General features: G+C 63.8%; 20 protein-coding genes. 9 read left to right on the top strand and 11 right to left on the bottom strand.

Features of this window, described 5'->3' with window-relative positions:
• The first annotated feature begins 21 nt into the window (after positions 1 to 21).
• From mdtD to yccS, 4 genes are all read left to right on the top strand, one after another.
• Entirely contained in the window at positions 22 to 1,449 is a 1,428-nt protein-coding gene (gene mdtD / locus ACQKPS_RS11510; protein ID WP_254482826.1) for a multidrug transporter subunit MdtD, read from the top strand.
• 112 nt (positions 1,450 to 1,561) lie between these two features.
• Positions 1,562 to 2,896, top strand: a complete 1,335-nt coding sequence (dbpA, locus tag ACQKPS_RS11505) for an ATP-dependent RNA helicase DbpA (RefSeq protein WP_254485519.1) — start codon at positions 1,562 to 1,564, stop codon at positions 2,894 to 2,896.
• 134 nt (positions 2,897 to 3,030) lie between these two features.
• Complete coding sequence (locus tag ACQKPS_RS11500) at positions 3,031 to 4,212, top strand: NAD(P)/FAD-dependent oxidoreductase (protein WP_254482825.1); 1,182 nt, start codon at positions 3,031 to 3,033, stop codon at positions 4,210 to 4,212.
• Positions 4,213 to 4,295: 83 nt separating this feature from the next.
• Positions 4,296 to 6,479, top strand: a complete 2,184-nt coding sequence (gene yccS, locus ACQKPS_RS11495; protein WP_427604091.1) for a YccS family putative transporter — start codon at positions 4,296 to 4,298, stop codon at positions 6,477 to 6,479.
• A gap of 62 nt (positions 6,480 to 6,541) precedes the next feature.
• Here the strand turns inward: yccS and ACQKPS_RS11490 are convergent, their stop codons facing one another.
• The gene (locus ACQKPS_RS11490; RefSeq protein ID WP_427604089.1) at positions 6,542 to 7,279 is read right to left on the bottom strand and encodes a substrate-binding periplasmic protein; all 738 of its coding nucleotides are present in this window, start codon (positions 7,277 to 7,279) and stop codon (positions 6,542 to 6,544) included.
• Between the two features lie 168 nt (positions 7,280 to 7,447).
• Here ACQKPS_RS11490 and ACQKPS_RS11485 point away from each other — a divergent pair, with 168 nt between their 5' ends.
• Entirely contained in the window at positions 7,448 to 7,921 is a 474-nt protein-coding gene (locus ACQKPS_RS11485; protein ID WP_254482822.1) for a GNAT family N-acetyltransferase, read from the top strand.
• On the opposite strand, the gene ACQKPS_RS11480 is transcribed toward ACQKPS_RS11485, so the two are convergent.
• The 9 genes from ACQKPS_RS11480 to tkt form a co-directional block, all read right to left on the bottom strand.
• Positions 7,896 to 8,192: a winged helix-turn-helix domain-containing protein gene (locus tag ACQKPS_RS11480; protein WP_283724883.1), complete on the bottom strand. Its 297-nt coding sequence runs from the start codon at positions 8,190 to 8,192 to the stop codon at positions 7,896 to 7,898. The two genes, ACQKPS_RS11485 and ACQKPS_RS11480, sit on opposite strands and share 26 nt — an antisense overlap.
• Positions 8,193 to 8,204: 12 nt before the next feature.
• Entirely contained in the window at positions 8,205 to 8,705 is a 501-nt protein-coding gene (locus tag ACQKPS_RS11475) for a M48 metallopeptidase family protein (protein ID WP_027920691.1), read from the bottom strand.
• 39 nt (positions 8,706 to 8,744) lie between these two features.
• Entirely contained in the window at positions 8,745 to 10,865 is a 2,121-nt protein-coding gene (locus ACQKPS_RS11470) for a putative bifunctional diguanylate cyclase/phosphodiesterase (protein WP_313200726.1), read from the bottom strand.
• Positions 10,866 to 11,063: 198 nt separating this feature from the next.
• Positions 11,064 to 12,128, bottom strand: coding sequence for a class II fructose-bisphosphate aldolase (gene fba / locus ACQKPS_RS11465; protein WP_008093958.1), 1,065 nt, complete (start codon positions 12,126 to 12,128; stop codon positions 11,064 to 11,066).
• A 100-nt stretch (positions 12,129 to 12,228) separates the two neighbouring features.
• Positions 12,229 to 12,558, bottom strand: coding sequence for an MliC family protein (locus tag ACQKPS_RS11460; protein ID WP_186601691.1), 330 nt, complete (start codon positions 12,556 to 12,558; stop codon positions 12,229 to 12,231).
• 64 nt (positions 12,559 to 12,622) lie between these two features.
• On the bottom strand, positions 12,623 to 12,841 hold the full coding sequence (locus ACQKPS_RS11455; protein ID WP_427604085.1) for a hypothetical protein: 219 nt from the start codon (positions 12,839 to 12,841) through the stop codon (positions 12,623 to 12,625).
• A gap of 32 nt (positions 12,842 to 12,873) precedes the next feature.
• Complete coding sequence (locus tag ACQKPS_RS11450; RefSeq protein WP_254482814.1) at positions 12,874 to 14,037, bottom strand: phosphoglycerate kinase; 1,164 nt, start codon at positions 14,035 to 14,037, stop codon at positions 12,874 to 12,876.
• Positions 14,038 to 14,049: 12 nt separating this feature from the next.
• Positions 14,050 to 15,111, bottom strand: coding sequence for an erythrose-4-phosphate dehydrogenase (epd, locus tag ACQKPS_RS11445; protein ID WP_283724886.1), 1,062 nt, complete (start codon positions 15,109 to 15,111; stop codon positions 14,050 to 14,052).
• A 152-nt stretch (positions 15,112 to 15,263) separates the two neighbouring features.
• Positions 15,264 to 17,261: a transketolase gene (gene tkt, locus ACQKPS_RS11440; RefSeq protein ID WP_427604083.1), complete on the bottom strand. Its 1,998-nt coding sequence runs from the start codon at positions 17,259 to 17,261 to the stop codon at positions 15,264 to 15,266.
• Positions 17,262 to 17,488: 227 nt separating this feature from the next.
• Between tkt and ACQKPS_RS11435 the strand changes: the two genes are divergently transcribed.
• The 4 genes from ACQKPS_RS11435 (at position 17,489) to ACQKPS_RS11420 (ending at position 22,058) form a co-directional block, all read left to right on the top strand.
• Positions 17,489 to 18,481 carry an ArsR/SmtB family transcription factor gene (locus ACQKPS_RS11435; protein ID WP_254482809.1) on the top strand — a complete coding sequence of 331 codons (993 nt, stop codon included), beginning with the start codon at positions 17,489 to 17,491 and terminating at the stop codon, positions 18,479 to 18,481.
• 19 nt (positions 18,482 to 18,500) lie between these two features.
• Positions 18,501 to 19,691 carry a methionine adenosyltransferase gene (gene metK, locus ACQKPS_RS11430; RefSeq protein ID WP_103445962.1) on the top strand — a complete coding sequence of 397 codons (1,191 nt, stop codon included), beginning with the start codon at positions 18,501 to 18,503 and terminating at the stop codon, positions 19,689 to 19,691.
• 145 nt (positions 19,692 to 19,836) lie between these two features.
• Positions 19,837 to 21,528, top strand: a complete 1,692-nt coding sequence (ligB, locus tag ACQKPS_RS11425; protein WP_427604080.1) for an NAD-dependent DNA ligase LigB — start codon at positions 19,837 to 19,839, stop codon at positions 21,526 to 21,528.
• A gap of 131 nt (positions 21,529 to 21,659) precedes the next feature.
• Positions 21,660 to 22,058 carry a DUF1090 domain-containing protein gene (locus ACQKPS_RS11420; protein WP_427604078.1) on the top strand — a complete coding sequence of 133 codons (399 nt, stop codon included), beginning with the start codon at positions 21,660 to 21,662 and terminating at the stop codon, positions 22,056 to 22,058.
• A 30-nt stretch (positions 22,059 to 22,088) separates the two neighbouring features.
• Here the strand turns inward: ACQKPS_RS11420 and ACQKPS_RS11415 are convergent, their stop codons facing one another.
• Positions 22,089 to 22,535 (bottom strand): c-type cytochrome, encoded by a 447-nt coding sequence (locus ACQKPS_RS11415; protein ID WP_254482804.1) that lies wholly within the window; start codon positions 22,533 to 22,535, stop codon positions 22,089 to 22,091.
• Between the last annotated feature and the right edge of the window lie 2 nt (positions 22,536 to 22,537).

The raw sequence follows: 22,537 nt of genomic DNA, 5'->3' as shown, positions 1-22,537 counted from the left end.
GAACAGACAAAAGAGGACGTCATGCCCGATCGAGCACCGCTGGACCCGACCACCGCCCGCTGGCTGCCCTGGGTGGTGGCCATCGCCTTCTTCATGCAATCCCTGGACGGCACCATCCTCAATACCGCCCTGCCGGCCATGGCCCGCTCGCTGGCTGAAGACCCCCTGCGCATGCAAGGCGTGATCATCGCCTACATGCTCACCGTGGCCCTGCTGATCCCCGCCTCCGGCTGGATCGCCGACCGCTTCGGCACCAAGCGCATCTTCTTCAGCGCCATCATGTTGTTCAGCTTCGGCTCGCTGTTGTGCGCCACGGCCAACAGCCTCGGCTTCCTGATCTTCGCCCGCGTCGTGCAGGGCCTGGGCGGCGCGCTGATGCTCCCCGTCGGGCGCCTGGTGGTGCTGCGCGCCTACCCGCGAACCGAGCTGGTGCGGATCATGAGCTTCATTACCATCCCCGGCCTGCTCGGCCCGCTGCTGGGCCCGACCTTGGGCGGCTGGCTGGTGGAAATTCTCAGCTGGCACTGGATCTTCCTGCTCAACCTGCCAGTCGGTGCGCTGGGCTGCTATGCCGTGTGGAAGTTCATACCCGACCTGCGCGGGGCCGAGCGCACCCGCTTCGACGGCCCTGGCTTCATCCTGTTCGGCGCGGCGATGGTGCTGATCACCATCGCCATGGAAGGCCTGGGCGAGTTGCACCTGCCACACCTGCGGGTGATGTTGCTGCTGTTTGCTGGCATGGCCTGCCTGGCGGCCTACTGGCTGCGCGCCGGGCGCGACCCGGAGCCACTGTTCTCACCCAGCCTGTTCCGCGTGCGCACTTTCGCCATCGGCATCCTGGGCAATCTGTTCGCACGCCTGGGCAGCGGTGCCCTGCCGTTCCTGGTGCCGTTGCTGCTGCAGGTGGCGCTGGGCTATTCGCCGGCCCAGGCCGGCATGAGCATGATTCCGCTGGCCGCCTCGGCGATGCTCGCCAAGTCGGTCGCCCGCTCGCTGATAGAGCGGCTGGGCTATCGCATCGTGCTGACCGGCAACACATTGCTGCTGGGCATCCTGCTGGCCAGCCTGGGCCTGGTCGACGAGCAGACGCCGTATGCGCTGCTGCTGGTGCAGTTGGCCCTGCTCGGCGCCGTCAACTCGATGCAGTTCACGGCCATGAACACAGTGACCCTGATCGACCTCGACGACGCCAGCGCCAGCAGCGGCAACAGCCTGCTGTCGGTGGTCGCGCAGTTGTCGTTGAGCCTCGGCGTGGCCTGTGCCGGCGCCCTGCTCGGCGGCTTCACCGCGGCGGGCAGCGCCGACGGCGTGGAAACCACGCTCGGCGCGTTCCAGCTGACCTTCGTCACCATCGGCGTGATGGCCATGCTGGCGGCGGCAATCTTCCTGCAACTGTCGCCGACGGACGGAAGGCGTGCCCGTCGTCCGGAACAACACATGGAGTCGTAGGGCGAATGGCCACGAGGCTGGTAAACTGTGCGGCATTTTTCGCTTCGCACCGCAGGCCCGCCTCGTGACCACCGAATCCACCGCCTTTGCCACCTTGCCGCTGTCCACCGCCATGCTGGCCAACCTGGACGCCCTCGGCTATGCCTCGATGACGCCGATCCAGGCCCAGAGCCTGCCTGTCATCCTGCGCGGCCAGGACCTGATCGCCCAGGCCAAGACCGGCAGCGGCAAGACCGCCGCCTTCGGCATCGGCCTGCTCAACCCGATCAACCCGCGCTACTTCGGCTGCCAGGCGCTGGTGCTGTGCCCGACCCGCGAGCTGGCCGACCAGGTCGCCAAAGAGCTGCGCCGCCTGGCCCGCGCCGAGGACAACATCAAGATCCTCACCCTTTGTGGTGGCGTGTCGCTGGGCCCGCAGATCGCCTCGCTGGAGCACGGCGCGCACATCATCGTCGGCACCCCGGGGCGCATCCAGCAGCATCTGGACAAGGGCACCCTGGTGCTCGACGGCCTGAACACGCTGGTGCTGGACGAAGCCGACCGCATGCTCGACATGGGTTTCTTCGACGCCATCGCCAGCATCATCGGCAAGACCCCGGCGCGTCGCCAGACCCTGCTGTTCTCGGCCACCTATCCGGCGGGCATCGAGCAATTGGCCGCCGACTTCATGCGCAAACCGCAGCAGGTCAAGGTCGAGAGCCTGCACGCCGACAATCAGATCGAGCAGCGTTTCATCGAGATCGACCCGCAGCAACGCCTGGAAGCCGTCACTCGCGTGCTTGGCCACTACCGCCCGCAATCCTGCGTGGCTTTCTGCTTCACCAAGCAGCAGTGCGAGGACGTGGTAGCCCACCTGACCGCCAAGGGTATCGTCGCCCAGGCCCTGCACGGTGACCTCGAGCAGCGTGACCGAGACCAGGTGCTGACCCTGTTCGCCAACCGCAGCAGCTCGGTACTGGTGGCCACCGACGTGGCCGCCCGCGGCCTGGATATCGACGGCCTGGACATGGTCATCAACGTCGAACTGGCACGCGATGCCGAGATCCATGTGCACCGAGTCGGCCGTACCGGCCGTGCCGGTGAGAAAGGTGTGGCAGTCAGCCTGGTGGCGCCAGCCGAGGCCCATCGTGCCCAGGCCATCGAAGCCCTGCAGAAGCGTCCGCTGCACTGGGATCAGCTGGACAGCCTGAAGCACAAGGGCGAACCGTTGTTGCCGCCGATGAGCACGTTGTGCATTGCCGCGGGGCGCAAGGACAAGCTGCGCCCGGGCGACATCCTCGGTGCACTGACCGGCGATGCCGGGATCCCGGGCAAGCAGGTGGGCAAGATCGCCATTTTCGACTTCCAGGCCTTTGTGGCTGTGGAACGGGCGCTGGCCAAGCAGGCCATGCAGCGCTTGAACAGCGGCAAGATCAAGGGCCGGTCCCTGAAAGTCCGTATCGTCTGACCTATTTTGGGGCCGCTTCGCGGCTCTTTCGCGACACAAGGCCGCTCCTACAGGGATCGCATATTCCTGTAGGAGCGGCCTTGTGTCGCGAAAGGGCTGCAAAGCAGCCCCGGTAATTCTGAAGAGGTAACACCGTGCACTCCACCGACGTGATCATCCTCGGCGCCGGCGCCGCCGGCCTGATGTGCGCCCAGCTCAGCGCTCGCCGCGGCCGCCGGGTGTTGCTGCTCGACCACGCCAACAAGCCCGGCAAGAAGATCCTGATGTCCGGCGGCGGGCGCTGCAATTTCACCAACCTGTACACCGAGCCGGCCAACTTCCTCTCGCAGAACGCGCACTTCTGCAAGTCGGCCCTGGCCCGCTACACCCAATGGGACTTCATCGAACTGGTGAGCAAGCATGGCGTGCCGTACCACGAGAAGAAGCTCGGCCAGCTGTTCTGCGACAACAAGGCCAGCGACATCCTCGACATGCTGTTGGCCGAATGCGACGACGCGGGGGCCGAAATCCGCATGCACACCAGCATCGAACATATCGAGAAAACCGAAGCAGGCTACCTGCTGCAGACCAGCGGCGGCCAGTTCGCCTGCCAGTCGCTGGTGATCGCCACTGGCGGCCTGTCGATCCCGACCCTGGGCGCCACCGGTTTCGGTTACCAGGTGGCCCGCCAATTCGGCCACACCCTGCTGCCAACCCGCGCCGGGCTGGTGCCGTTCACCATTACCGAGCCCCAACTCAAGGCAATGTGCACCGAATTGTCGGGCACTTCGCTGGACTGCACTGCCAGTTGCAACGGCACCAGCTTCCGCGAAAACCTGCTGTTCACCCATCGCGGCCTCAGCGGCCCGGCGATCCTGCAGATCTCGTCGTTCTGGGAAGCCGGCGATACAGTGGAAATCAACCTGCTGCCCGATCGCGATGCGCTGGCCTGGTTGCAGCAGATGCAGGCCGAACGTGCCAACGCCGAACTGAAGACCGTGCTGGGCGAGGTGTTCACCCGCAAGCTGGCCAACCTGCTGGCCGAGCAGTGGTTCGAGTCCCGCCCCATGAAGCAGTACACCCCGGGGGAACTGGCGCAGATCGCCGAAAAACTGGCGAACTGGCAAGTGGTGCCGGCCGGCACCGAGGGCTACCGCACGGCGGAAGTGACCCTCGGCGGGGTCGACACCCGCGAAGTGTCATCCAAGACCATGGAATCGCTGAAAAGCCCCGGCCTGTATTTCATCGGCGAGGTGCTCGACGTTACCGGCCATCTGGGCGGTTTCAATTTCCAGTGGGCCTGGGCATCCGCCAACGCCGCTGCGCAGTTCGTGTAGAGTAGAATCCATTCAGCAGCACGGAACGCTTCTTGCTGGCCGTGCTGCAATGCATTCATTCGATCACTGCCTAGCAGGCCATCATGTCATCGAGTTCGTTCAGTCAGTCACTGCGTCGCCTGTGGGGCCAAGACAAGTTCAGCTACAGCATCCGGGTCACCATCGCCCTCACCGGCAGCCTGGCCCTGTGCTGGTACCAGAACGAGATGGCACTGCTGATTCCACTGTTCCTCGGCATCATCGCCAGCGCCCTGGCCGAGACCGACGACAGTTGGCAAGGCCGCCTCAGCGCCCTGGCCGTTACCCTTCCCTGTTTTGCCATCGCAGCGCTGGCTGTCGAGCTGCTGTTCCCCTACCCGTGGATCTTCGTCGCCGCGCTGGCGTTGGCAGCGTTCGGCCTGACCATGCTCGGCGCCTTGGGCGAGCGCTATGGCGCGATTGCTTCGGCGACGCTGATCACCTCGGTGTACACCATGATCGGCGTGGACCAGCGTGGCGGCCAGGTCAGCGACTTCTGGCACGAGCCGATGCTGCTGGTGGCAGGCGCCGCCTGGTACGGCCTGCTTTCGGTGCTGTGGCAGGCGCTGTTTTCCAACCAGCCGGTGCAGCAGAGCCTGGCCAAGCTGTTCTTCGAACTCGGCAGCTACCTGAAGCTCAAGGCCAGCCTGTTCGAGCCGATCCGCAACCTCGATGTCGAGGCCCAGCGCCTGGAACTGGCCCGGCAGAACGGCAAGGTGGTGGCGGCGCTCAACGCGGCCAAGGAAATCATCCTGCACCGGGTCGGCAACAGCCAGCCGAACTCCAAGGTCAGCCGCTACCTCAAGCTGTATTTCCTGGCCCAGGACATCCACGAACGGGTCAGCGCTTCGCACTACCCTTACAACGCCCTGACCGAAGCGTTCTTCCACAGTGATGTGATGTTCCGCTGTCAGCGCCTGCTGCGTAAACAGGGGGCCTCCTGCCAGGAACTGGCGCGCTCGATCCGCCTGCGCCAGCCGTTCGTATTGGCCAGTGGATTCGCCGAGGCCCTGGAAGATCTCAACGCCTCGCTTGAACACCTGCGCATCCAGAGCAACCCGGCCTGGCGCAGCCTGCTGCGTTCGCTGCGCGCCCTGGCTGGCAACCTGGCGACCCTCGACCGCCTGCTCAGCGCTGCCAGCAACCCAGACAGCCTGGCCGACGCCAGTGACAGCAGCCTGCTCGACCGCTCACCACGCAACCTGAAGGACGTGTGGACACGCTTGCGCACCCAGCTGACACCGACCTCACTGCTGTTCCGTCACGCCCTGCGCCTGCCGCTGGCGCTGTCGATCGGTTACGGCATGGTGCACCTGATCCACCCGACCCAGGGCTACTGGATCATCCTCACCACGCTGTTCGTCTGCCAGCCCAACTATGGCGCCACCCGGCGCAAGCTGGTGCAACGGATCTTCGGCACCGCGATCGGCCTGACTGTCGGCTGGGCGCTGTTCGACCTGTTCCCCAACCCGGTCATCCAGTCGCTGTTCGCGGTGGCTGCCGGGGTGGTGTTCTTCGTCAACCGCACCACCCGCTACACCTTGGCCACCGCAGCGATCACGCTGATGGTGCTGTTCTGCTTCAACCAGATCGGCGATGGCTACGGCCTGTTCCTGCCACGCCTGTTCGATACCTTGGTCGGCAGCCTGATCGCCATCCTCGCGGTGTTCCTGTTCCTGCCCGACTGGCAGGGCCGCCGCCTGAACAAGGCGCTGGCCAACACCCTGGCCTGCGCCAGCGTGTACTTGCGCCAGATCATGCAGCAGTACGCCCATGGCAAGCGCGACGACCTCGCCTACCGCCTGGCCCGGCGCAACGCCCACAACGCCGATGCGGCGCTGTCGACCACCCTGGCCAACATGCTCATGGAACCGGGGCATTTCCGTAAGGAGGCCGATGTGGGCTTCCGCTTCCTGGTGCTGTCGCACACCTTGCTCAGCTACCTGTCAGGGTTGGGCGCGCACCGCGACACGGCCTTGCCGGCAGAGGTGCAGGAGCAGTTGATCGATGGTGCTGCGCAAAGTCTGGCCAATAGCCTGGACGAGATTGCCAATGGCCTGGCTGCACGGCTGCCGGTTGCGATTCACAGTGATGCCGAAGAATCGCTGGCCGCCGCCCTGGAGCAGATGCCGGAAGAACTGGATGAGCACCAGCGGTTGGTGCAGACACAGCTGGCCTTGATCTGCCGGCAGCTGGCGCCGTTGCGGACCTTGGCCGCCCACCTCGTCAAAGAGGCACCGTCAGCCTGAGTTTTCCTGTGCCGGCCTCTTCGCGGGCAAGACCGCGAAGGGCCCAGAACAGGCGGTAGAGGTCAGAAGCCATGCTGGCGTAGCAGCCGCGCATAGCTACCATCGGCCTTCATCCCTGCAATGGCCTGCTCGAACCGTTCGACGATCTGCTGGTGGTCGGGGTGTTTCAGGCTCACCAGAATATGCAGGGTATTCTCCGCCAGCGGCGGCTCCACCAAGGTCACGCCATCGCGCACGTCTTGCGGCTCGCGCTGCAGGTTGTAGCGCGCCACGTATTCGTCCTCCACGGCCAGGTTCACTCTGCCGGCTGCCAGCATGCGCACCGCGGTGGAGAAGTTGCGCACCGCCACCTTGTGCAAGCGGGCATCACCGTCGAAAGCGGGTGAATAGGCGTAGTCGCGCACCACCGCGATGCTGTAGGGATAAAGATCGCCCTGACTTTTATAGCGGAACGTGTCGCCCTTGCGCTTGAGCAGGCGAATGCGGTTAGTCAGGTAACCCTTGGAAAACTGCCCGATCTGCTGGCGCGCGTCGTTGTACCAAGCGTTGATCAGCACGTCGTAGCGCCCTTCGCCGATGCCCATCAACGCTCGCGCCCAAGGCACTTCCTCGTAGCTGCTGGCGTACCCCGCGCGGGCCAGCGCCGTTGTGACCAGGCTGGTCGCCAGGCCGCCACCTGGCATGGCGCTGTCGGTGAACGGCGGCCAGGTGTCGGCCACCAGACGCAGTTTGTCCTGGCCGAATACAGGTGCTGCCAGGAACATGCCCAGCAAGCCCAACATGCGAAGCAGTGGCCGCATGCAGAAGTCCTTTTGCAGTGGAAGACACACGCTGAGGAAGGCGACGCGCAGATGAGAATACACAAAGGCTGCTATTCGGGCAGCGGCCAATGATGTCATTTAGCCTCTATTTTGGCCGAGGCGGGGAAATTTGCGATGATCGGCCATCCATTTCGAGGAGTTACCACCATGTCCATCCACTGGCTTTGCAAGCACCACTCCGACCTCGACACGCATGAGCTCTACGCCATCCTGCAACTCCGGACCGCCGTGTTCGTGGTCGAGCAACGCTGCGCCTACCAGGAAGTCGATGGCCAGGACCTGAAGGGCGACACCCTGCATCTCATGGGCTGGCAGGATGACAAGCTGGTGGCCTACCTGCGCCTGCTCGATCCGCAGTCGCAGGGCGGCGATGTGGTAATCGGCAGGGTAGTGACCTCGCCCGAGGCGCGCGCGCTGAAACTCGGCCATCCGCTGCTGCTGAAAGGGCTGGAAGCAGCCGGGCATTGCTGGCACGGGACACCGGTGTATCTGTCGGCGCAGGCACACCTGCAACGGTTTTATGCCCAGCACGGTTTTGCCGTGGTGGGCGAGCAATACCTCGAGGATGACATCCCGCATATCGGCATGCGCAAGGTCATGGATACCCCAGTACTGCCCTGATCTGCCGCAGGTGCCGGATGATCCACTGCTTGTCTATCGCCCCCCAGTCATGGATGCGGTAATGCCCGGCATGGTTGCGTGCGCCTTCCTGCTGCTCGAACTCGCAGACGATGTCCAGGTCGGCCAGTGCGGCGATAGTGTCCTGTGCCGTGCGCCGCGGCATGCCGGTGGCCTCCATCAGCGCCGGCACGCTGGTGGCGGTCTGGCTATCGATCAGCCACGCCACGTAGAGGCGGCGGTAGAAACTGCTCTTGGTCTTGCTCACATCCATGCTGCGTGATCCTTACAGGTTGCCTGGCAACTCCCGGTAGGTCAGGTAGACGCGCAGGTCGAATTCCAGTTGGTGGTAGGCCGGCTCCATGTGCTGGCAGAGCTGATAGAACGCCTTGTTGTGATCGCGCTCGCGCAAGTGCGCCAGTTCGTGCACCACGATCATGCGCAGGAACTCGGGCGCTGCCTCCTTGAACAGCGAGGCAATGCGGATTTCCTTCTTTGCCTTCAGCTTACCGCCCTGCACCCGCGAAACTGCGGTATTGAGCCCCAGGGCCCGATGGGTCAGGTCCAGGCGATTGTCGAACAGCACCTTGTCCAGGTTTGGCGCACTGCGCAGGTATTGCTGGCGCAAGTCCTGGGCATAGCCGTACAGCGCCTTGTCGCTCTGCACGTCATGGCGGCCCGGGTAGCGGCGCTGCAGGTACTCGCCCAGGCGGTCGCTGTCGATCATCTGCCGCACCTGCTCCTGCAGGTGCGGTGGGTAGGCTTGCAAATAGCGTAATACGGTCATGGCGTGGCATTCGGCGTAACGAATGCCGATTCTAGCCAATCACGGCAGCAGCCAGGGAAAAATCACCGGGAAGCCAGTGGCATCCGCCGCTGTCATCGGGTGCGCAACCAGAAAACCCTGGACGTAGGCGCAACCGTTTGCCTTCAGCCACGCAGCCTGGGCCTGCGTTTCGACCCCTTCTGCGATCACGGTGATGCCGTAGTCTGCACACAGGACGATGACGCTTCGCACCAATGCGGCATCCGCTGCCGAATCTGGCAGACGTGCCACCAGATGGCGGTCCAGCTTCAAGGTGTCGATGGGCAGGTCGCGCAACATGCGCAACGAACAGTCACCCGCGCCGAAATCGTCCAGCGCCACGCGAACGCCCAGTTCGCGCAGGCGGTGAATCTGCTTGATCGCCGCGTCGATGTTGTACATCAGCGAGGTCTCGGCGACCTCGACCTCCAGTTGCGACGGGTCGAGATGATAATCCTGTATCACCCGCTGCAGTTCATCGGCCAGGCTGGGCATGGAGAATTGTGCGCGGCTCAGGCTGATACCCAACACCAGCTCCGGGTCGAAACGCTGGCACCAGGCCTGGCGCTGAGCAGCGCCCTGGCGGTAGATCCAGCTGGCCAGGCGGTTGATCAGCCGAGCCTCTTCCAGCAAGGGTATGAACAGCCCGGGCGGCACATCGCCAACACTTGGGTGCTGCCAGCGCAGCAGCGCCTCGAAGCCCCGTAGCCTGCCATCGGCAAAGGCCACCTGCGGTTGATAGACGAGGCTGAAGTCCTGCACCTCGATGGCATTGCGCACGCTGTCTTCAAGCATCAACCGCGAGCGGGCGCGGCCATTGAGTTCCTGGTCATAGAAGCGGTATTGCTGGCGACCTGCCTGCTTGGCTGCATACATCGCCGTGTCGGCCGCGCGCAGCAGGCCTTCGACATTACCCCCGCAGTCGGGGAAAGTGGCGATGCCGATGCTGACGCCCAGGCAGATGTCGATGCCGTCCACCTGCTGCTGGATCGACACCCGCTCGAGCAGTTTTTCGGCATAGCGCCCGGCCTGCTCCGGGTACGGCAGGCCGTCGAACAATGCGGTGAACTCATCGCCGCCCAAGCGTGCCAGCAGCGCCTCGCTGCCCAGGCATTCCTTGATCTGTTCGGCCACCCAGAGCAGCACCCGGTCACCCGCTTCGTGGCCCAGCGAATCATTGATCCGCTTGAAGCCATCGAGGTCCATGTACATCAGGGCCTGGGCCTTGTTCGAGCGCTCGCCGCGCAGCAACGCGCCTTCGGCGGCCTGGTAGAAACCACGACGGTTGAGCAAGCCGGTCAGAGGGTCGGTCACCGCTTGGTATTCGAGTTGCTGATGCAGGTTACGCTCCACCGACATGTCCAGCACCGTGACCACCATGGCCTGCTGCTCCGCCGGTAACGGCGCGCATGACAGCGCAACGGGTACCAGCTGGCCACCGGGCGTGCGCAGGTGGGCATCATGCACCCGCACGATCTGCCGTGCGAGGTAGGCGTTGCGAAACTCGGACTCACTCCACAAGGTGGCATTGGCCAATTGCAGCAGATCGAGCAGTTGGGCACCCTGCAAGTGTTCCACCGAGCTCTGCAGCAAGCGCGAGATCGCCGGGTTGGCAAAGCTGATGGCACCCTCGGCGTCGACCACCAGGATGCCTTCGGCGGCATTTTCCAGGATCGAAGCGTTGAATGCACGGGCAGCCTCCAGCTCGCGGGTCAGCTGCTGCAGCATGCGCCGGCTGCGCTGCTGGTCGAGCTGCGCCTGCACCTTGGGCTTGAGAATCTGTGGATCGAACGGTTTGAACAGGTAATCCACCGCACCACTGGCATAGCCCTTGAGCACGGCGGCATCGGACTGCTCGTTGGCGGTGAGGAAGATAATCGGGGTCAGCCGGGTTCGCTGGCTGCCGCGCATCAGGCGGGCGACCTCGAAGCCGTCCATTTCCGGCATCTGCACATCGAGCAGTACCAGATCGACTTCATGTTCCAGCAATGTTCCCAGGGCTTCCATCCCCGAGCTTGCCGTCAGCACTTGCCAATCGTTGCGCGCCAGCAAGGCCCGCATACTGATCAGGTTTTCCGGGTAATCGTCTACCACCAGGAGAACCGATTTTCCATCCAGTGGTTCAGGGTAAGCGCCATCCATGCTGCTTCTCTTGTTTGACAGACTTCGACTTGCTATTGGATCCAGCTGATACTCTAGACCTGCAGTTGCGACAAGCAATGCAATCAGATCGCTATCAATTGATTAGTTTCACGGTAGCCGACTAACGGTCGCCGCGCAGCCTTTTCGACACATAAAAAAAACCCGCATCGCTGCGGGTTTTTCATTGACGCTGGGAGATCAGTTGACCTTGGCGGCCAGTTCACCCTTCAGATAGCGCTGGAACATGCCTTCCAGGGAGATCGGCTTGATCTTCGAGGCGTTGCCGGCAGTGCCGAACGCTTCGTAACGGGCGATGCACACGTCGCGCATGGCTTTCACGGTTTCACCGAAGAACTTGCGTGGGTCGAACTCGCTCGGGTTCTGTGCCATCAGGCGGCGCATGGCACCGGTGGACGCCAGGCGCAGGTCGGTGTCGATGTTGACCTTGCGCACGCCGTGCTTGATACCTTCGACGATCTCTTCGACCGGTACGCCGTAGGTTTCCTTGATGTCGCCGCCGTACTGGTTGATGATCGCCAGCCACTCTTGCGGTACCGAGGAAGAACCGTGCATCACCAGGTGGGTGTTAGGGATGCGCTTGTGGATTTCCTTGATGCGGTCGATTGCCAGGACGTCGCCGGTCGGTGGCTTGGTGAACTTGTAGGCACCGTGGCTGGTGCCGATGGCGATGGCCAGGGCGTCGACCTGGGTCTTCTTGACGAAGTCGGCGGCTTCTTCCGGGTCGGTCAGCATCTGGCTGTGGTCCAGCACGCCTTCGGCACCGATGCCGTCTTCTTCACCGGCCATGCCGGTTTCCAGCGAACCCAGGCAGCCCAGCTCGCCTTCTACCGAAACGCCGCAGGCGTGGGCCATGGCGACGGTCTGCTGGGTAACGCGGACGTTGTACTCGTAGTCGGTCGGCGTCTTGCCGTCTTCACCCAGCGAGCCGTCCATCATTACCGAGCTGAAACCCAGCTGGATGGAGCGCTGGCACACGTCAGGGCTGGTGCCGTGGTCCTGGTGCATGCACACCGGGATGTGTGGGAATTCTTCGATGGCAGCCAGGATCAGGTGGCGCAGGAACGGGGCACCGGCGTATTTGCGGGCGCCGGCCGAAGCCTGGACGATCACCGGGGAGTCGGTCTTGTCGGCCGCTTCCATGATGGCGCGCATCTGCTCAAGGTTGTTGACGTTGAAAGCTGGAACGCCGTAACCGAACTCGGCGGCGTGGTCCAGCATCTGGCGCATGCTAATGAGTGCCATTGTGTATCTCTCTCCCGACAAGCGTCGTTTGTTTCGTGCAAGCCTGCCGCAGGGGCGGTTGCTGTTCAAGTAGTGTGGGCCGCCTGCGCGGCCCGGCCAGTCACGGTGCCTTGCAGCCCCGCCCAATCAGATCGTTGGTTGCCACCCAGTACACCAGGCCTTCGTCGCCCTTGGTGTGGAAGGCCAGCACGCCATCGCTGTACAGCGCGCCAGAGGCGCCCGGCTCGGCCTTGAGCCGATAGACCTGGTCACCGCCGCCGAGGCGTACGTCAACCTGGTCCCGCTGTGCGTCAGCGAAGCGCCACAGCACTTCGGCCTGGGTGTCACAGACCCAGCGGGTCCAGTTGTCCGCCGGGGCCGAAGGTGCCGGCTGTATCAGCGAGCATCCTGCCAGTGTCGCCAGAGCCATCGAGGCCAGTAGCGCTTTCATTACACATCCTCTAGAGGACCACATAGCGGTCACTTGGTTGCCTGCTCCGACGAAACGCACAGCATCAGGGGCAACCCGGCGCCTGGCGCTGGTGTTCTTCGTCGTACTTTTCCAGGCCGTCCGGGCCAACGCGCTTGCTGATGACCGGCACGGTCTCGGCCTGCCACGCGGACTGGTAGCAGCCGCCCTTGGGCGGCTGCGCCGGGTCGGCATCCGAAGACGGGCTGCTGGCGCAGGCGCCCAGCAAGCCGGCCAGAATCATTACAGGCAATTGCTTGACCATCAGGTCGCTCCCTTTGCCAGGCGTCGCCATTGTCAGGCTTTTGCCCGCTCTTCCAGGATCGCCACGGCTGGCAGTACCTTGCCTTCGACGAATTCGAGGAAGGCACCGCCACCGGTAGAAATGTAGGAGATATCCTTGCCGACGCCATATTTGTCGATGGCTGCCAGAGTATCGCCACCACCGGCAATGGAGAACGCTGCACTTTCAGCGATGGCCTTGGCCAGCACCTTGGTGCCGTTGCCAAACTGGTCGAACTCGAACACGCCGACCGGGCCATTCCACAGAATGGTCTTCGACGACTTCAGCAGCTCGGCGAAGTTGGCAGCGGTCTGCGGGCCGATGTCCAGGATCATGTCGTCGGCGGCAACGTCGGCGATGGCCTTGACGGTAGCTTCGGCGTCCTCGGCGAACGCCTTGGCAACCACGACGTCGACCGGCAGCGGCACGCTGACCTTGGCGGCGATGGCCTTGGCGGTTTCTACCAGGTCAGGCTCGTACAGCGACTTGCCCACCGGGTGACCGGCAGCAGCCAGGAAGGTGTTGGCGATGCCGCCACCGACGATCAGCTGGTCGCAGACGCTGCTCAGGCTGTTCAGCACGTCCAGCTTGGTCGATACCTTGGAGCCGGCGACAATGGCCGCCATCGGCTTGGCCGGGGCTTTCAGGGCCTTGCCCAGCGCGTCCAGCTCTGCAGCCAGCAGCGGGCCAGCGGCCGCCACCTTGGCGAACCTGGCAACGCCATGGGTGGAGCCTTCGGCACGGTGAGCGGTGCCAAAAGCGTCCATCACGAATACGTCGCACAGCGCGGCGTATTTCTGGGCCAGCTCGTCGGCGTTCTTCTTCTCACCCTTGTTGAAACGTACGTTCTCGAACAGCACCAGGTCGCCGGCGCTGACCTGAATACCGTCCAGGTAATCGGCAACCAGCGGCACTTCACGGCCCAAGGCCTTGCTCAGGTAGTCGGCAACCGGCTTGAGGCTGTTCTCGGCAGAGAACTCGCCTTCGGTCGGGCGGCCCAGGTGCGAGCAGACCATTACCGCCGCACCCTTTTCCAGGGCCAGCTTGATGGTCGGCAGCGCTGCCAGGATACGCGCATCGCTGGTTACCACACCGTCCTTGACAGGTACGTTGAGGTCTTCGCGGATCAGTACGCGTTTACCTTGCAGGTCGAGGTCGGTCATCTTCAACACGGTCATGAATGCAGTCCTTCAGGGCTGTTTGCTGCGGGTTGGGTGAACGACGTGCAGATAGTGTTCGGCAACGTCGAGCATACGGTTGGCAAACCCCCATTCGTTGTCGAACCAAGCCAGCAGGTTCACCAGGCGGGGGCCTGAAACGCGGGTCTGGCTGGCATCGACGATCGCCGAATGCGGGTCATGGTTGAAATCACAGCTGGCGTGCGGCAGTTCGGTATAGGCCAGCAAGCCTTTCAGCGGGCCGCTCTGCGCGGCCTCGCGCAACACCCGGTTGACCTCGGCCGCACTGGTGTCGCGGGCGGTCTGCAGGGTGATGTCCAGGCACGAGACGTTGACGGTCGGCACGCGTACCGCTTTGGCCTGGATTCGCCCGGCAAGTTCCGGAAGCAAGCGCTCGATGCCGCGCGCCAGGCCTGTGGACACCGGTATCACCGACTGGAAGGCCGAGCGCGTGCGGCGCAGGTCCTCGTGGTGATAGGCATCGATCACCGGCTGATCGTTCATCGCCGAGTGGATGGTGGTGATCTGCACGTACTCGATGCCGAATGCCTGGTCCAGCACGCGCAACAGCGGCACGCCGCAATTGGTGGTGCAAGAGGCGTTGGACACCAGGCGTTCGCGGCCCGTCAGGCATTCCTGATTGATGCCATAGACCACGGTGGCATCGACATCGGCCTCGCTGGCCATCGGCTGCGAGAACAGTACGCGCGGTGCGCCAGCATCGAGGAAACGCTGGCCATCGGCGCGGGAGTGATAGACACCGGAGCACTCCAGCACCAGGTCGATACCCAGGGCGGCCCAGTCAATGCCTTCAGGGGTGGCGCTGCGCATGACCTTCACGCAGTCGCCATTGATATGCAGACAGTCGCCGTCGACCTTCACCTCGCCGGGGAATCGCCCGTGGGTGGAGTCGAAGCGTGTCAGGTATTCGATGCTGGCCTGATCGGCCAGGTCGTTCAGCGCAACGATCTCGAAACCGGCCTTTGCCCCTCGCTCGAACAGTGCGCGCAGGACACAGCGGCCGATGCGGCCGTAACCGTTGAGTGCAACTTTGTAGGGACGCGGGTGGGGCATTCGTTGGCTCGCTAACGCATGATGGCTATTGGGGCCGCCATGCGGCCCATTCGCGACACAAGGCCGCTCCCACAAAGACCGCGATGCAAGCGGACCCTGTGGGAGCGGCCTTGCGCCGCGAACGAGGGCCTACGGCCCTCGCCTTGCCTGTATCAGTCTTCCAGCAGCTCTTCGGCGGTACCCAGGATGTTTTCCAGGGTGAAGCCGAACTCCTCGAACAGTGCAGCGGCCGGAGCCGACTCACCGTAGGTGGTCATGCCGATGACACGACCTTCCAGGCCGACGTACTTGTACCAGAAGTCGGCATGAGCAGCTTCGATGGCAATACGCGCACCCACTTCCAGCGGCAGCACCGACTGCTTGTAGGCGGCATCCTGGGCATCGAACACGCTGGTGCAAGGCATGGAAACCACGCGCACCTTGCGGCCCTGCTCGGTCAGTTTGGCGTGCGCCTGAACGGCCAGGCCCACTTCCGAACCGGTGGCGATCAGGATCAGCTCAGGCTCGCCAGCGCAATCCTTGAGCACGTAGCCGCCGCGGCTGATGTCGGCGATCTGCTGGGCATCGCGCTCCTGGTGCTGCAGGTTCTGGCGCGAGAAGATCAGCGCCGACGGGCCGTCCTTGCGCTCCAGGGCGTTTTTCCACGACACGGCCGACTCGACCGCGTCGGCTGGGCGCCAGGTGTCCAGGTTCGGCGTGCTGCGCAGGCTGGTCAGCTGCTCGATCGGCTGGTGAGTCGGGCCGTCTTCGCCCAGGCCGATGGAGTCGTGGGTATAGACGTGGATCACGCGCTGCTTCATCAATGCCGACATGCGCACGGCATTGCGGGCGTATTCCATGAACATCAGGAAGGTCGCGCCATAAGGCACCAGGCCACCGTGCAGGGCGACGCCGTTCATGATGGCGGTCATGCCGAACTCACGCACGCCGTAGAACACGTAGTTGCCGCTGGCATCGTTGGCTTCTACGCCCTTGCAGCCCTTCCACAGGGTCAGGTTGGAGCCGGCCAGGTCAGCCGAACCGCCGAGGAACTCAGGCAGCAGCGGGCCGAAGGCGTTCAGCGCGTTCTGGCTGGCCTTGCGGCTGGCGATGGTTTCGCCCTTGGCGGCGACTTCGTTGATGTAGGCCTGGGCCTTCTCGCTGAAGTCGGCCGGCAGCTCGCCGCTGGCACGGCGCTTGAACTCGGCAGCCAGCTCCGGGTAGGCCTTGGCGTAGGCGTCGAAACGCTGGTTCCAGTCGGCTTCGGCCTTGGCACCGGCCGCCTTGGCATCCCATTCGGCGTAGATGTCGGCCGGGATTTCGAATGGACCGTGGTTCCAGTTCAGTTCCTTGCGGGCCAGGGCGATTTCGTCGTTGCCCAGCGGTGCGCCGTGGCAGTCTTCCTTGCCCTGCTTGTTCGGCGAGCCGAAACCGATGATGGTCTTGCAGCAGATCAGGGTCGGACGGTCGCTCTTGCGCGCGGTCTCGATGGCCATCTTGATTTCGTCGGCATCGTGGCCGTTGACGTTGCGGATGACCTGCCAGTTGTAGGCTTCGAAACGGGCCGGGGTGTTGTCGGTGAACCAGCCGTGCACTTCGCCGTCGATGGAGATGCCGTTGTCGTCGTAGAAGGCGATCAGCTTGTTCAGGCCCAGGGTGCCGGCCAGCGAGGCGACTTCGTGGGAAATACCTTCCATCATGCAGCCGTCGCCGAGGAACACATAGGTGTTGTGGTCGACGATGGTGTGGCCGTCACGGTTGAACTGGGCGGCCAGCACTTTCTCGGCCAGGGCGAAGCCCACGGCGTTGGCAATGCCTTGGCCGAGCGGCCCGGTGGTGGTCTCCACGCCTGGGGTATAGCCGTATTCCGGGTGGCCCGGGGTGCGGCTGTGCAGCTGGCGGAAGGCCTTGAGGTCGTCGATCGACAGGTCGTAGCCGGTCAGGTGCAGCAGCGAATAGATGAGCATCGAGCCGTGGCCGTTGGACAGCACGAAGCGGTCGCGGTCGGCGAAGTCCGGGTTGCTCGGGTTGTGCTTCATGTAGTCGCGCCAAAGCACTTCGGCGATATCCGCCATGCCCATGGGGGCACCTGGGTGGCCGCTGTTGGCCTTTTGCACGGCATCCATGCTGAGGGCACGAATGGCGTTGGCACGTTCACGACGGCTGGGCATCGCTGATCTCCTGGGGCTTGAATAGGTGGTGTCACGAAAAAGGCGGCCATTTTCGCCCACTGCGGGGGCTGGGGGCAATGACGGATGGTCGCAGTTGGGGGATTTTCCTGTGATTGGCCTGCATAACGGCGAAAAAACCGCCAGGCGCACCCCGCCCATCCGCCAATATCAAAACTTTTTGATATTGACCTTGCGGGGGCAGCCTCGCCTGTCTAGACTGCCGTCCCATGAACCTCCGTGCGCAACCGATCCCTCAGCAAAGCGACACACTGGCCGCCCTGTGCAAGGCCAGTGGCGACGAGCTGCGCCTGAACGTCCTGCGTGCCCTGGCCAGTGATTCGTTCGGCGTGCTGGAGCTGGCGCAGATCTTCGACGTCGGCCAGTCGGGCATGAGCCACCATCTCAAGGTGCTGGCCCAGGCCGAGCTGGTGGCCACGCGCCGCGAAGGCAATGCGATCTTCTACCGCCGTGCCCTGCCCGACGGCCAGCGTTTCGGCGGGCGCCTGCACATGGCCCTGCTCGATGAGGTCGACGACCTGACCTTGCCGGAAGATGTCCAGGCCCGTATCGCCCAGGTACAGCAACGCCGCGCCGCCACCAGCCAGGACTTCTTCCTGCGCGTGGAGGAAAAATTCCGCGCCCAGCAAGACCTCATCGCCGGCTTGCCGCAATACCGCGAAAGCCTGCTGGCGCTGCTCGACACGCTGAACTTCGCGCCGACCGCCAGCGCGCTGGAAGTCGGCCCCGGCGATGGCGGTTTCCTGCCAGACCTGGCACGGCGTTTCGCCCAGGTCACGGCCCTGGACAACAGCCCGACCATGCTCGAGCTGGCACGCCAGGTCTGCGAGCGCGAACGCCTGGGTAATGTAAACCTGCAGTTGGCCGATGCACTGGGTGCAACGGATGTGGACGCCGACTGCGTTGTGCTGAACATGGTCCTGCACCATTTCAGCGACCCGGCCCTGGCCCTGTGCCAACTGGCCAAACGGGTGAAGGCAGGCGGCAGCCTGTTGGTCACCGAACTGTGCAGCCATGACCAGGGTTGGGCGCGGGAAGCCTGCGGCGACCTCTGGCTCGGCTTCGAACAGGACGACCTGGCCCGTTGGGCCACAGCAGCCGGGCTGGTCCCCGGGGACAGCCTCTATGTGGGCTTGCGTAACGGTTTCCAGATCCAGGTCCGCCATTTTCAGCGGACGGCTGGCGACACTCACCATCGGTAAATTTTAGGAACCCGTCGAGATGAGCGAATACTCCCTTTTCACCTCCGAGTCCGTGTCCGAAGGGCATCCGGACAAGATCGCCGACCAGATTTCGGACGCGGTCCTTGATGCCATCATCACCCAGGACAAGTATGCCCGCGTGGCCTGCGAAACCCTGGTCAAGACCGGTGTCGCCATCATCGCCGGCGAAGTCACCACCTCCGCCTGGGTCGACCTGGAAGAGCTGGTGCGCAAGGTCATCATCGATATCGGCTACAACAGCTCCGACGTCGGCTTCGACGGCGCTACCTGCGCGGTGATGAACATCATCGGCAAGCAGTCGGTGGACATCGCCCAAGGCGTCGACCGCTCCAAGCCGGAAGACCAGGGTGCGGGCGACCAGGGCCTGATGTTCGGCTACGCCAGCAACGAAACCGACGTGCTGATGCCAGCACCGATCTGCTTCTCGCACCGTCTGGTCGAGCGCCAGGCCGAAGCGCGCAAGTCCGGCCTGCTGCCGTGGCTGCGCCCGGATGCCAAGTCGCAGGTCACCTGCCGTTACGAAAACGGCAAGGTCGTCGGTATCGACGCCGTGGTGCTGTCGACCCAGCACAACCCTGAGGTCTCGCTCAAAGACCTGCAGGAAGCCGTGATGGAGCTGATCGTCAAGCACACCCTGCCGGCCGAGCTGCTGCACAAAGGCACCCAGTTCCACATCAACCCGACCGGCAACTTCATCATCGGTGGCCCGGTGGGCGACTGCGGCCTGACCGGCCGCAAGATCATCGTCGACTCCTACGGCGGCATGGCCCGTCACGGTGGTGGCGCGTTCTCCGGCAAGGACCCGTCCAAGGTCGACCGCTCCGCCGCCTACGCCGGCCGCTATGTGGCCAAGAACATCGTTGCCGCCGGCTTGGCCGAGCGTTGCGAGATCCAGGTGTCCTACGCCATCGGCGTGGCCCAGCCGACCTCCATCTCGATCAACACCTTCGGCACCGGCAAGGTGTCCGACGACAAGATCATCCAGATCGTGCGCGAGTGCTTCGACCTGCGCCCGTACGCCATCACCAAGATGCTCGACCTGCTGCACCCGATGTATCAGGAAACCGCCGCCTACGGCCACTTCGGCCGCGAGCCGCAGCAGAAGACCGTCGGCGACGACACCTTCACCACCTTCACCTGGGAACGCACCGACCGCGCCCAGGCGCTGCGTGACGCTGCCGGCCTGTAATTTTTCCTGCAGCGGTAAATGAAAGCCCCTGCCGAGTGATCGGCAGGGGCTTTTTTGTGACATATCGGCTGACAACTGCGCGACGCAACGCTCGCTGCCGTTGCCTAGGCTGAGGCTTCCCCTCCGCCAAGCAAGGATGCTGGCCATGCCGTTGCTGCTCCTGTTTCTGCTCGTTCTATCGTTCCACGCGCAAGCCACTGGCTGTCCGAACTGGTCGGCCGAGCGGGCAGGTGCCGAAGTCACCCGCCTGCGCGAGGCGGTCAGCCAATGGGATGACCATTACCACCGCCTGGGCGAATCCCTGGTGGCCGATGAGGTTTATGACCAGGGCCGGCAACGCCTGCTCCACTTGCAAGGGTGTTTCGCCCTGGAGAGCGAGCTGGACTCACTGGCCAGCGCACGCGGGCCAATTGCCCACCCGATCCGCCACACCGGTGTCGGCAAGCTCCCGGATGAACAGGCCGTGGGCCAATGGATGGCCGGCAAGACAGGCGTATGGCTGCAGCCGAAGGTCGATGGCGTCGCGGTAACCTTGGTATATCGCCAAGGCAGGCTGGTGCAGTTGCTCAGCCGTGGTGACGGTACCCAGGGGCATGACTGGAGCCGGCATATAGAGGTTCTCCAAGGCATCAACCGGCAGTTGCCCACTCCACTGGACCTGGTCCTGCAAGGGGAACTGTACCTGCGCCTGGGTGACCATGTGCAGGCGCATGAAGGTAGCGTCAACGCTCGCGCTACCGTCGCGGGCTTGCTGGCACGCAAGCGGCTGGCCCGTGAACAAGGCGCAGCCATTGCGCTGTTTGTCTGGGACTGGCCGCAAGGGCCGAGCGATCAAGGCGAGCGTGTGGCTCAGCTGGCGGCACTGGGATTTCCCGATAGCCAGCGCTACAGCGTGGCTATCAGCAGCGCTGGCGAGGCGGCACACTGGCGCGAGCATTGGTATCGCTCTGCCCTGCCCTTTGCCACGGATGGGGTGATCCTGCGCCAGAACACACGGCCATCGGCCGAACGCTGGCAAACCAATGCGCCCTACTGGATTGCCGCCTGGAAGTATCCCTATGCCCGGGCGCTGGCCGAAGTGCGTGACGTGCGCTTTCGCATTGGCCGCACGGGCCGCATCACACCTGTCCTGAAGCTGCAGCCAGTAAGGCTTGACGACCGCCTTGTCACCCAGGTGAGCCTGGGCTCCCTGGCTCGCTGGCAAGAACTCGACATTCGCCCGGGAGACCATGTAGCCATCAGCCTGGCGGGGCTGACCATCCCGCGCTTCGAGCAGGTAGTGCTGCGCGCCACCGAGCGTGGTGCGGTCGCGGCGCCTGCGCCAGATCAATACAACGCTATGACATGCTGGCAGGCTAGCGAAGGCTGTGAAGACCAGTTCATTGCCCGGCTCACCTGGCTCAGCGGCAAACAGGGCCTGGCCATGCCGGGTACCGGGCCCGGTACATGGCGACGACTGGTACGAGGCGGGCAGGTCACATCGCTGGCAGACTGGCTGGCGCTGGATGCCGAGCGAATGGCCCAGTTGCCTGGCATCAGCGATAGCGGCGCCCTGCGCCTGCAACGAAGCTTCGAGGCTGGCCGTAGCAGGCCGTTCGCCCAGTGGATCAGCGGGCTTGGCGTGCCAATACCCCGCACTCTTCAACTCGAGGGCGACTGGGCAACCCTCACCCGGCGTTCAGCCAGGCAATGGCAAGCCTTGCCCGGTATTGGCGCATCCCGTGCCAGCCAGCTACACGCATTTTTCGCGGCAGAGCAGGTGCAGGCACTGGCGCAGCAGCTGAGCGAAAGCGGCATCCAGGGGTTCCCTGCTGCTGCCACCGGTGTGAGGCAATGAGTTTTTACAAAAACCGTTGTAGGAGATGGCCTGGATTGTTCCAGAAATATCCAACAAGGGTTCCTAAATAGGCAAAACCAAGGCAGGATTTGCCCCATCTTTTGCTGCCCCGCCCCCTCAAGGAGGCTTTGATGAAATTGTTTTCCACCCTGGCGCTGCTGACCACGCTTGGCCTGACTGCTGGCGCTGCCCAGGCCGCCCAGCCCGACGAGGGCCTGACCGGTTGCGCCGCCAAGCGCAGTGCCATCGAGAACCAGCTGAAAATCGCCCGCGACCACGGCAACGGCAACGGCGATCAGGTAGCAGGGCTCGAGGAAGCACTGCGTGGCGTCGACAATTGCACCGACGCCGGCCTGCGCAAAGAGCGCGAGCAGAAAGTGCTCGATGCCCGTCACGAGGTGGCGCAGCGCGAGAAGGACCTGAAGAAGGCCGAGAAAAAAGGCGACGCGGAAAAGATCAACAAGCGCAAGGACAAGCTTGCCGAGTCCCGTAAAGAGCTGCAGGAAGCGGTGGACGACCTGGATCGCTGATCTTCTGATCGCCCTTTGACACAGGGGCGATCAATGGTTGCGGAATTCGCTATGACACGCCTTGCACGCCGCCTCGACCTTGTCCATCGGCGCCTTCAGTTGCGCCGCGTCCAACGGCTGGGTCCGGGTCACGTCAACCAACTCACCGGTCACGCTCTCCAGTTGCCGGGCAAGTTCATGGAAGCGCGCCTGACGTTCCCACACCTCCGGTCGCGCGCTACTGTCACCCTCGTCCCGCGCTTGTGGAAAATGCTGCCACGGCGCATGGGCAAGGCCATCGAGCTTCAACGCACCTGCGGCGAATTTCACCCCGTCGAAGGGCAAGCGGCCGCGCAACATGCCGCCCATGTCTTCGCTGGTCTTGAGCATGTCCTTGAAGATTGCCTTGCGCTTGCCCAGCGGCGAATTGGGGTCGACCCGGTCACAGGCCGTCAGGGCAAGGGCAGCGAGCAGTACTACGGTCAATCGCTTGAACATCA

The organism is Pseudomonas sp. NPDC086566, from assembly GCF_050280885.1.
GTDB lineage: Bacteria > Pseudomonadota > Gammaproteobacteria > Pseudomonadales > Pseudomonadaceae > Aquipseudomonas > Aquipseudomonas vlassakiae.
This window is presented reverse-complemented; position numbering and strand designations above follow the sequence as displayed.

Excerpts from the sequence above, each read along its gene's own strand:
- ligB (WP_427604080.1), top strand. The coding sequence starts at position 19,837 with ATGCCGTTGCTGCTCCTGTTTCTGCTCGTTCTATCGTTCCACGCGCAA.
- yccS (WP_427604091.1), top strand. The coding sequence starts at position 4,296 with ATGTCATCGAGTTCGTTCAGTCAGTCACTGCGTCGCCTGTGGGGCCAA.
- fba (WP_008093958.1), bottom strand. The coding sequence starts at position 12,128 with ATGGCACTCATTAGCATGCGCCAGATGCTGGACCACGCCGCCGAGTTC.
- ACQKPS_RS11460 (WP_186601691.1), bottom strand. The coding sequence starts at position 12,558 with ATGAAAGCGCTACTGGCCTCGATGGCTCTGGCGACACTGGCAGGATGC.
- ACQKPS_RS11415 (WP_254482804.1), bottom strand. The coding sequence starts at position 22,535 with ATGTTCAAGCGATTGACCGTAGTACTGCTCGCTGCCCTTGCCCTGACG.
- epd (WP_283724886.1), bottom strand. The coding sequence starts at position 15,111 with ATGCCCCACCCGCGTCCCTACAAAGTTGCACTCAACGGTTACGGCCGC.
- ACQKPS_RS11450 (WP_254482814.1), bottom strand. The coding sequence starts at position 14,037 with ATGACCGTGTTGAAGATGACCGACCTCGACCTGCAAGGTAAACGCGTA.
- ACQKPS_RS11420 (WP_427604078.1), top strand. The coding sequence starts at position 21,660 with ATGAAATTGTTTTCCACCCTGGCGCTGCTGACCACGCTTGGCCTGACT.
- ACQKPS_RS11475 (WP_027920691.1), bottom strand. The coding sequence starts at position 8,705 with ATGACCGTATTACGCTATTTGCAAGCCTACCCACCGCACCTGCAGGAG.
- ACQKPS_RS11480 (WP_283724883.1), bottom strand. The coding sequence starts at position 8,192 with ATGGATGTGAGCAAGACCAAGAGCAGTTTCTACCGCCGCCTCTACGTG.
- dbpA (WP_254485519.1), top strand. The coding sequence starts at position 1,562 with ATGCTGGCCAACCTGGACGCCCTCGGCTATGCCTCGATGACGCCGATC.
- tkt (WP_427604083.1), bottom strand. The coding sequence starts at position 17,261 with ATGCCCAGCCGTCGTGAACGTGCCAACGCCATTCGTGCCCTCAGCATG.
- mdtD (WP_254482826.1), top strand. The coding sequence starts at position 22 with ATGCCCGATCGAGCACCGCTGGACCCGACCACCGCCCGCTGGCTGCCC.
- ACQKPS_RS11470 (WP_313200726.1), bottom strand. The coding sequence starts at position 10,865 with ATGGATGGCGCTTACCCTGAACCACTGGATGGAAAATCGGTTCTCCTG.
- ACQKPS_RS11455 (WP_427604085.1), bottom strand. The coding sequence starts at position 12,841 with ATGGTCAAGCAATTGCCTGTAATGATTCTGGCCGGCTTGCTGGGCGCC.
- ACQKPS_RS11485 (WP_254482822.1), top strand. The coding sequence starts at position 7,448 with ATGTCCATCCACTGGCTTTGCAAGCACCACTCCGACCTCGACACGCAT.
- ACQKPS_RS11435 (WP_254482809.1), top strand. The coding sequence starts at position 17,489 with ATGAACCTCCGTGCGCAACCGATCCCTCAGCAAAGCGACACACTGGCC.
- metK (WP_103445962.1), top strand. The coding sequence starts at position 18,501 with ATGAGCGAATACTCCCTTTTCACCTCCGAGTCCGTGTCCGAAGGGCAT.
- ACQKPS_RS11490 (WP_427604089.1), bottom strand. The coding sequence starts at position 7,279 with ATGCGGCCACTGCTTCGCATGTTGGGCTTGCTGGGCATGTTCCTGGCA.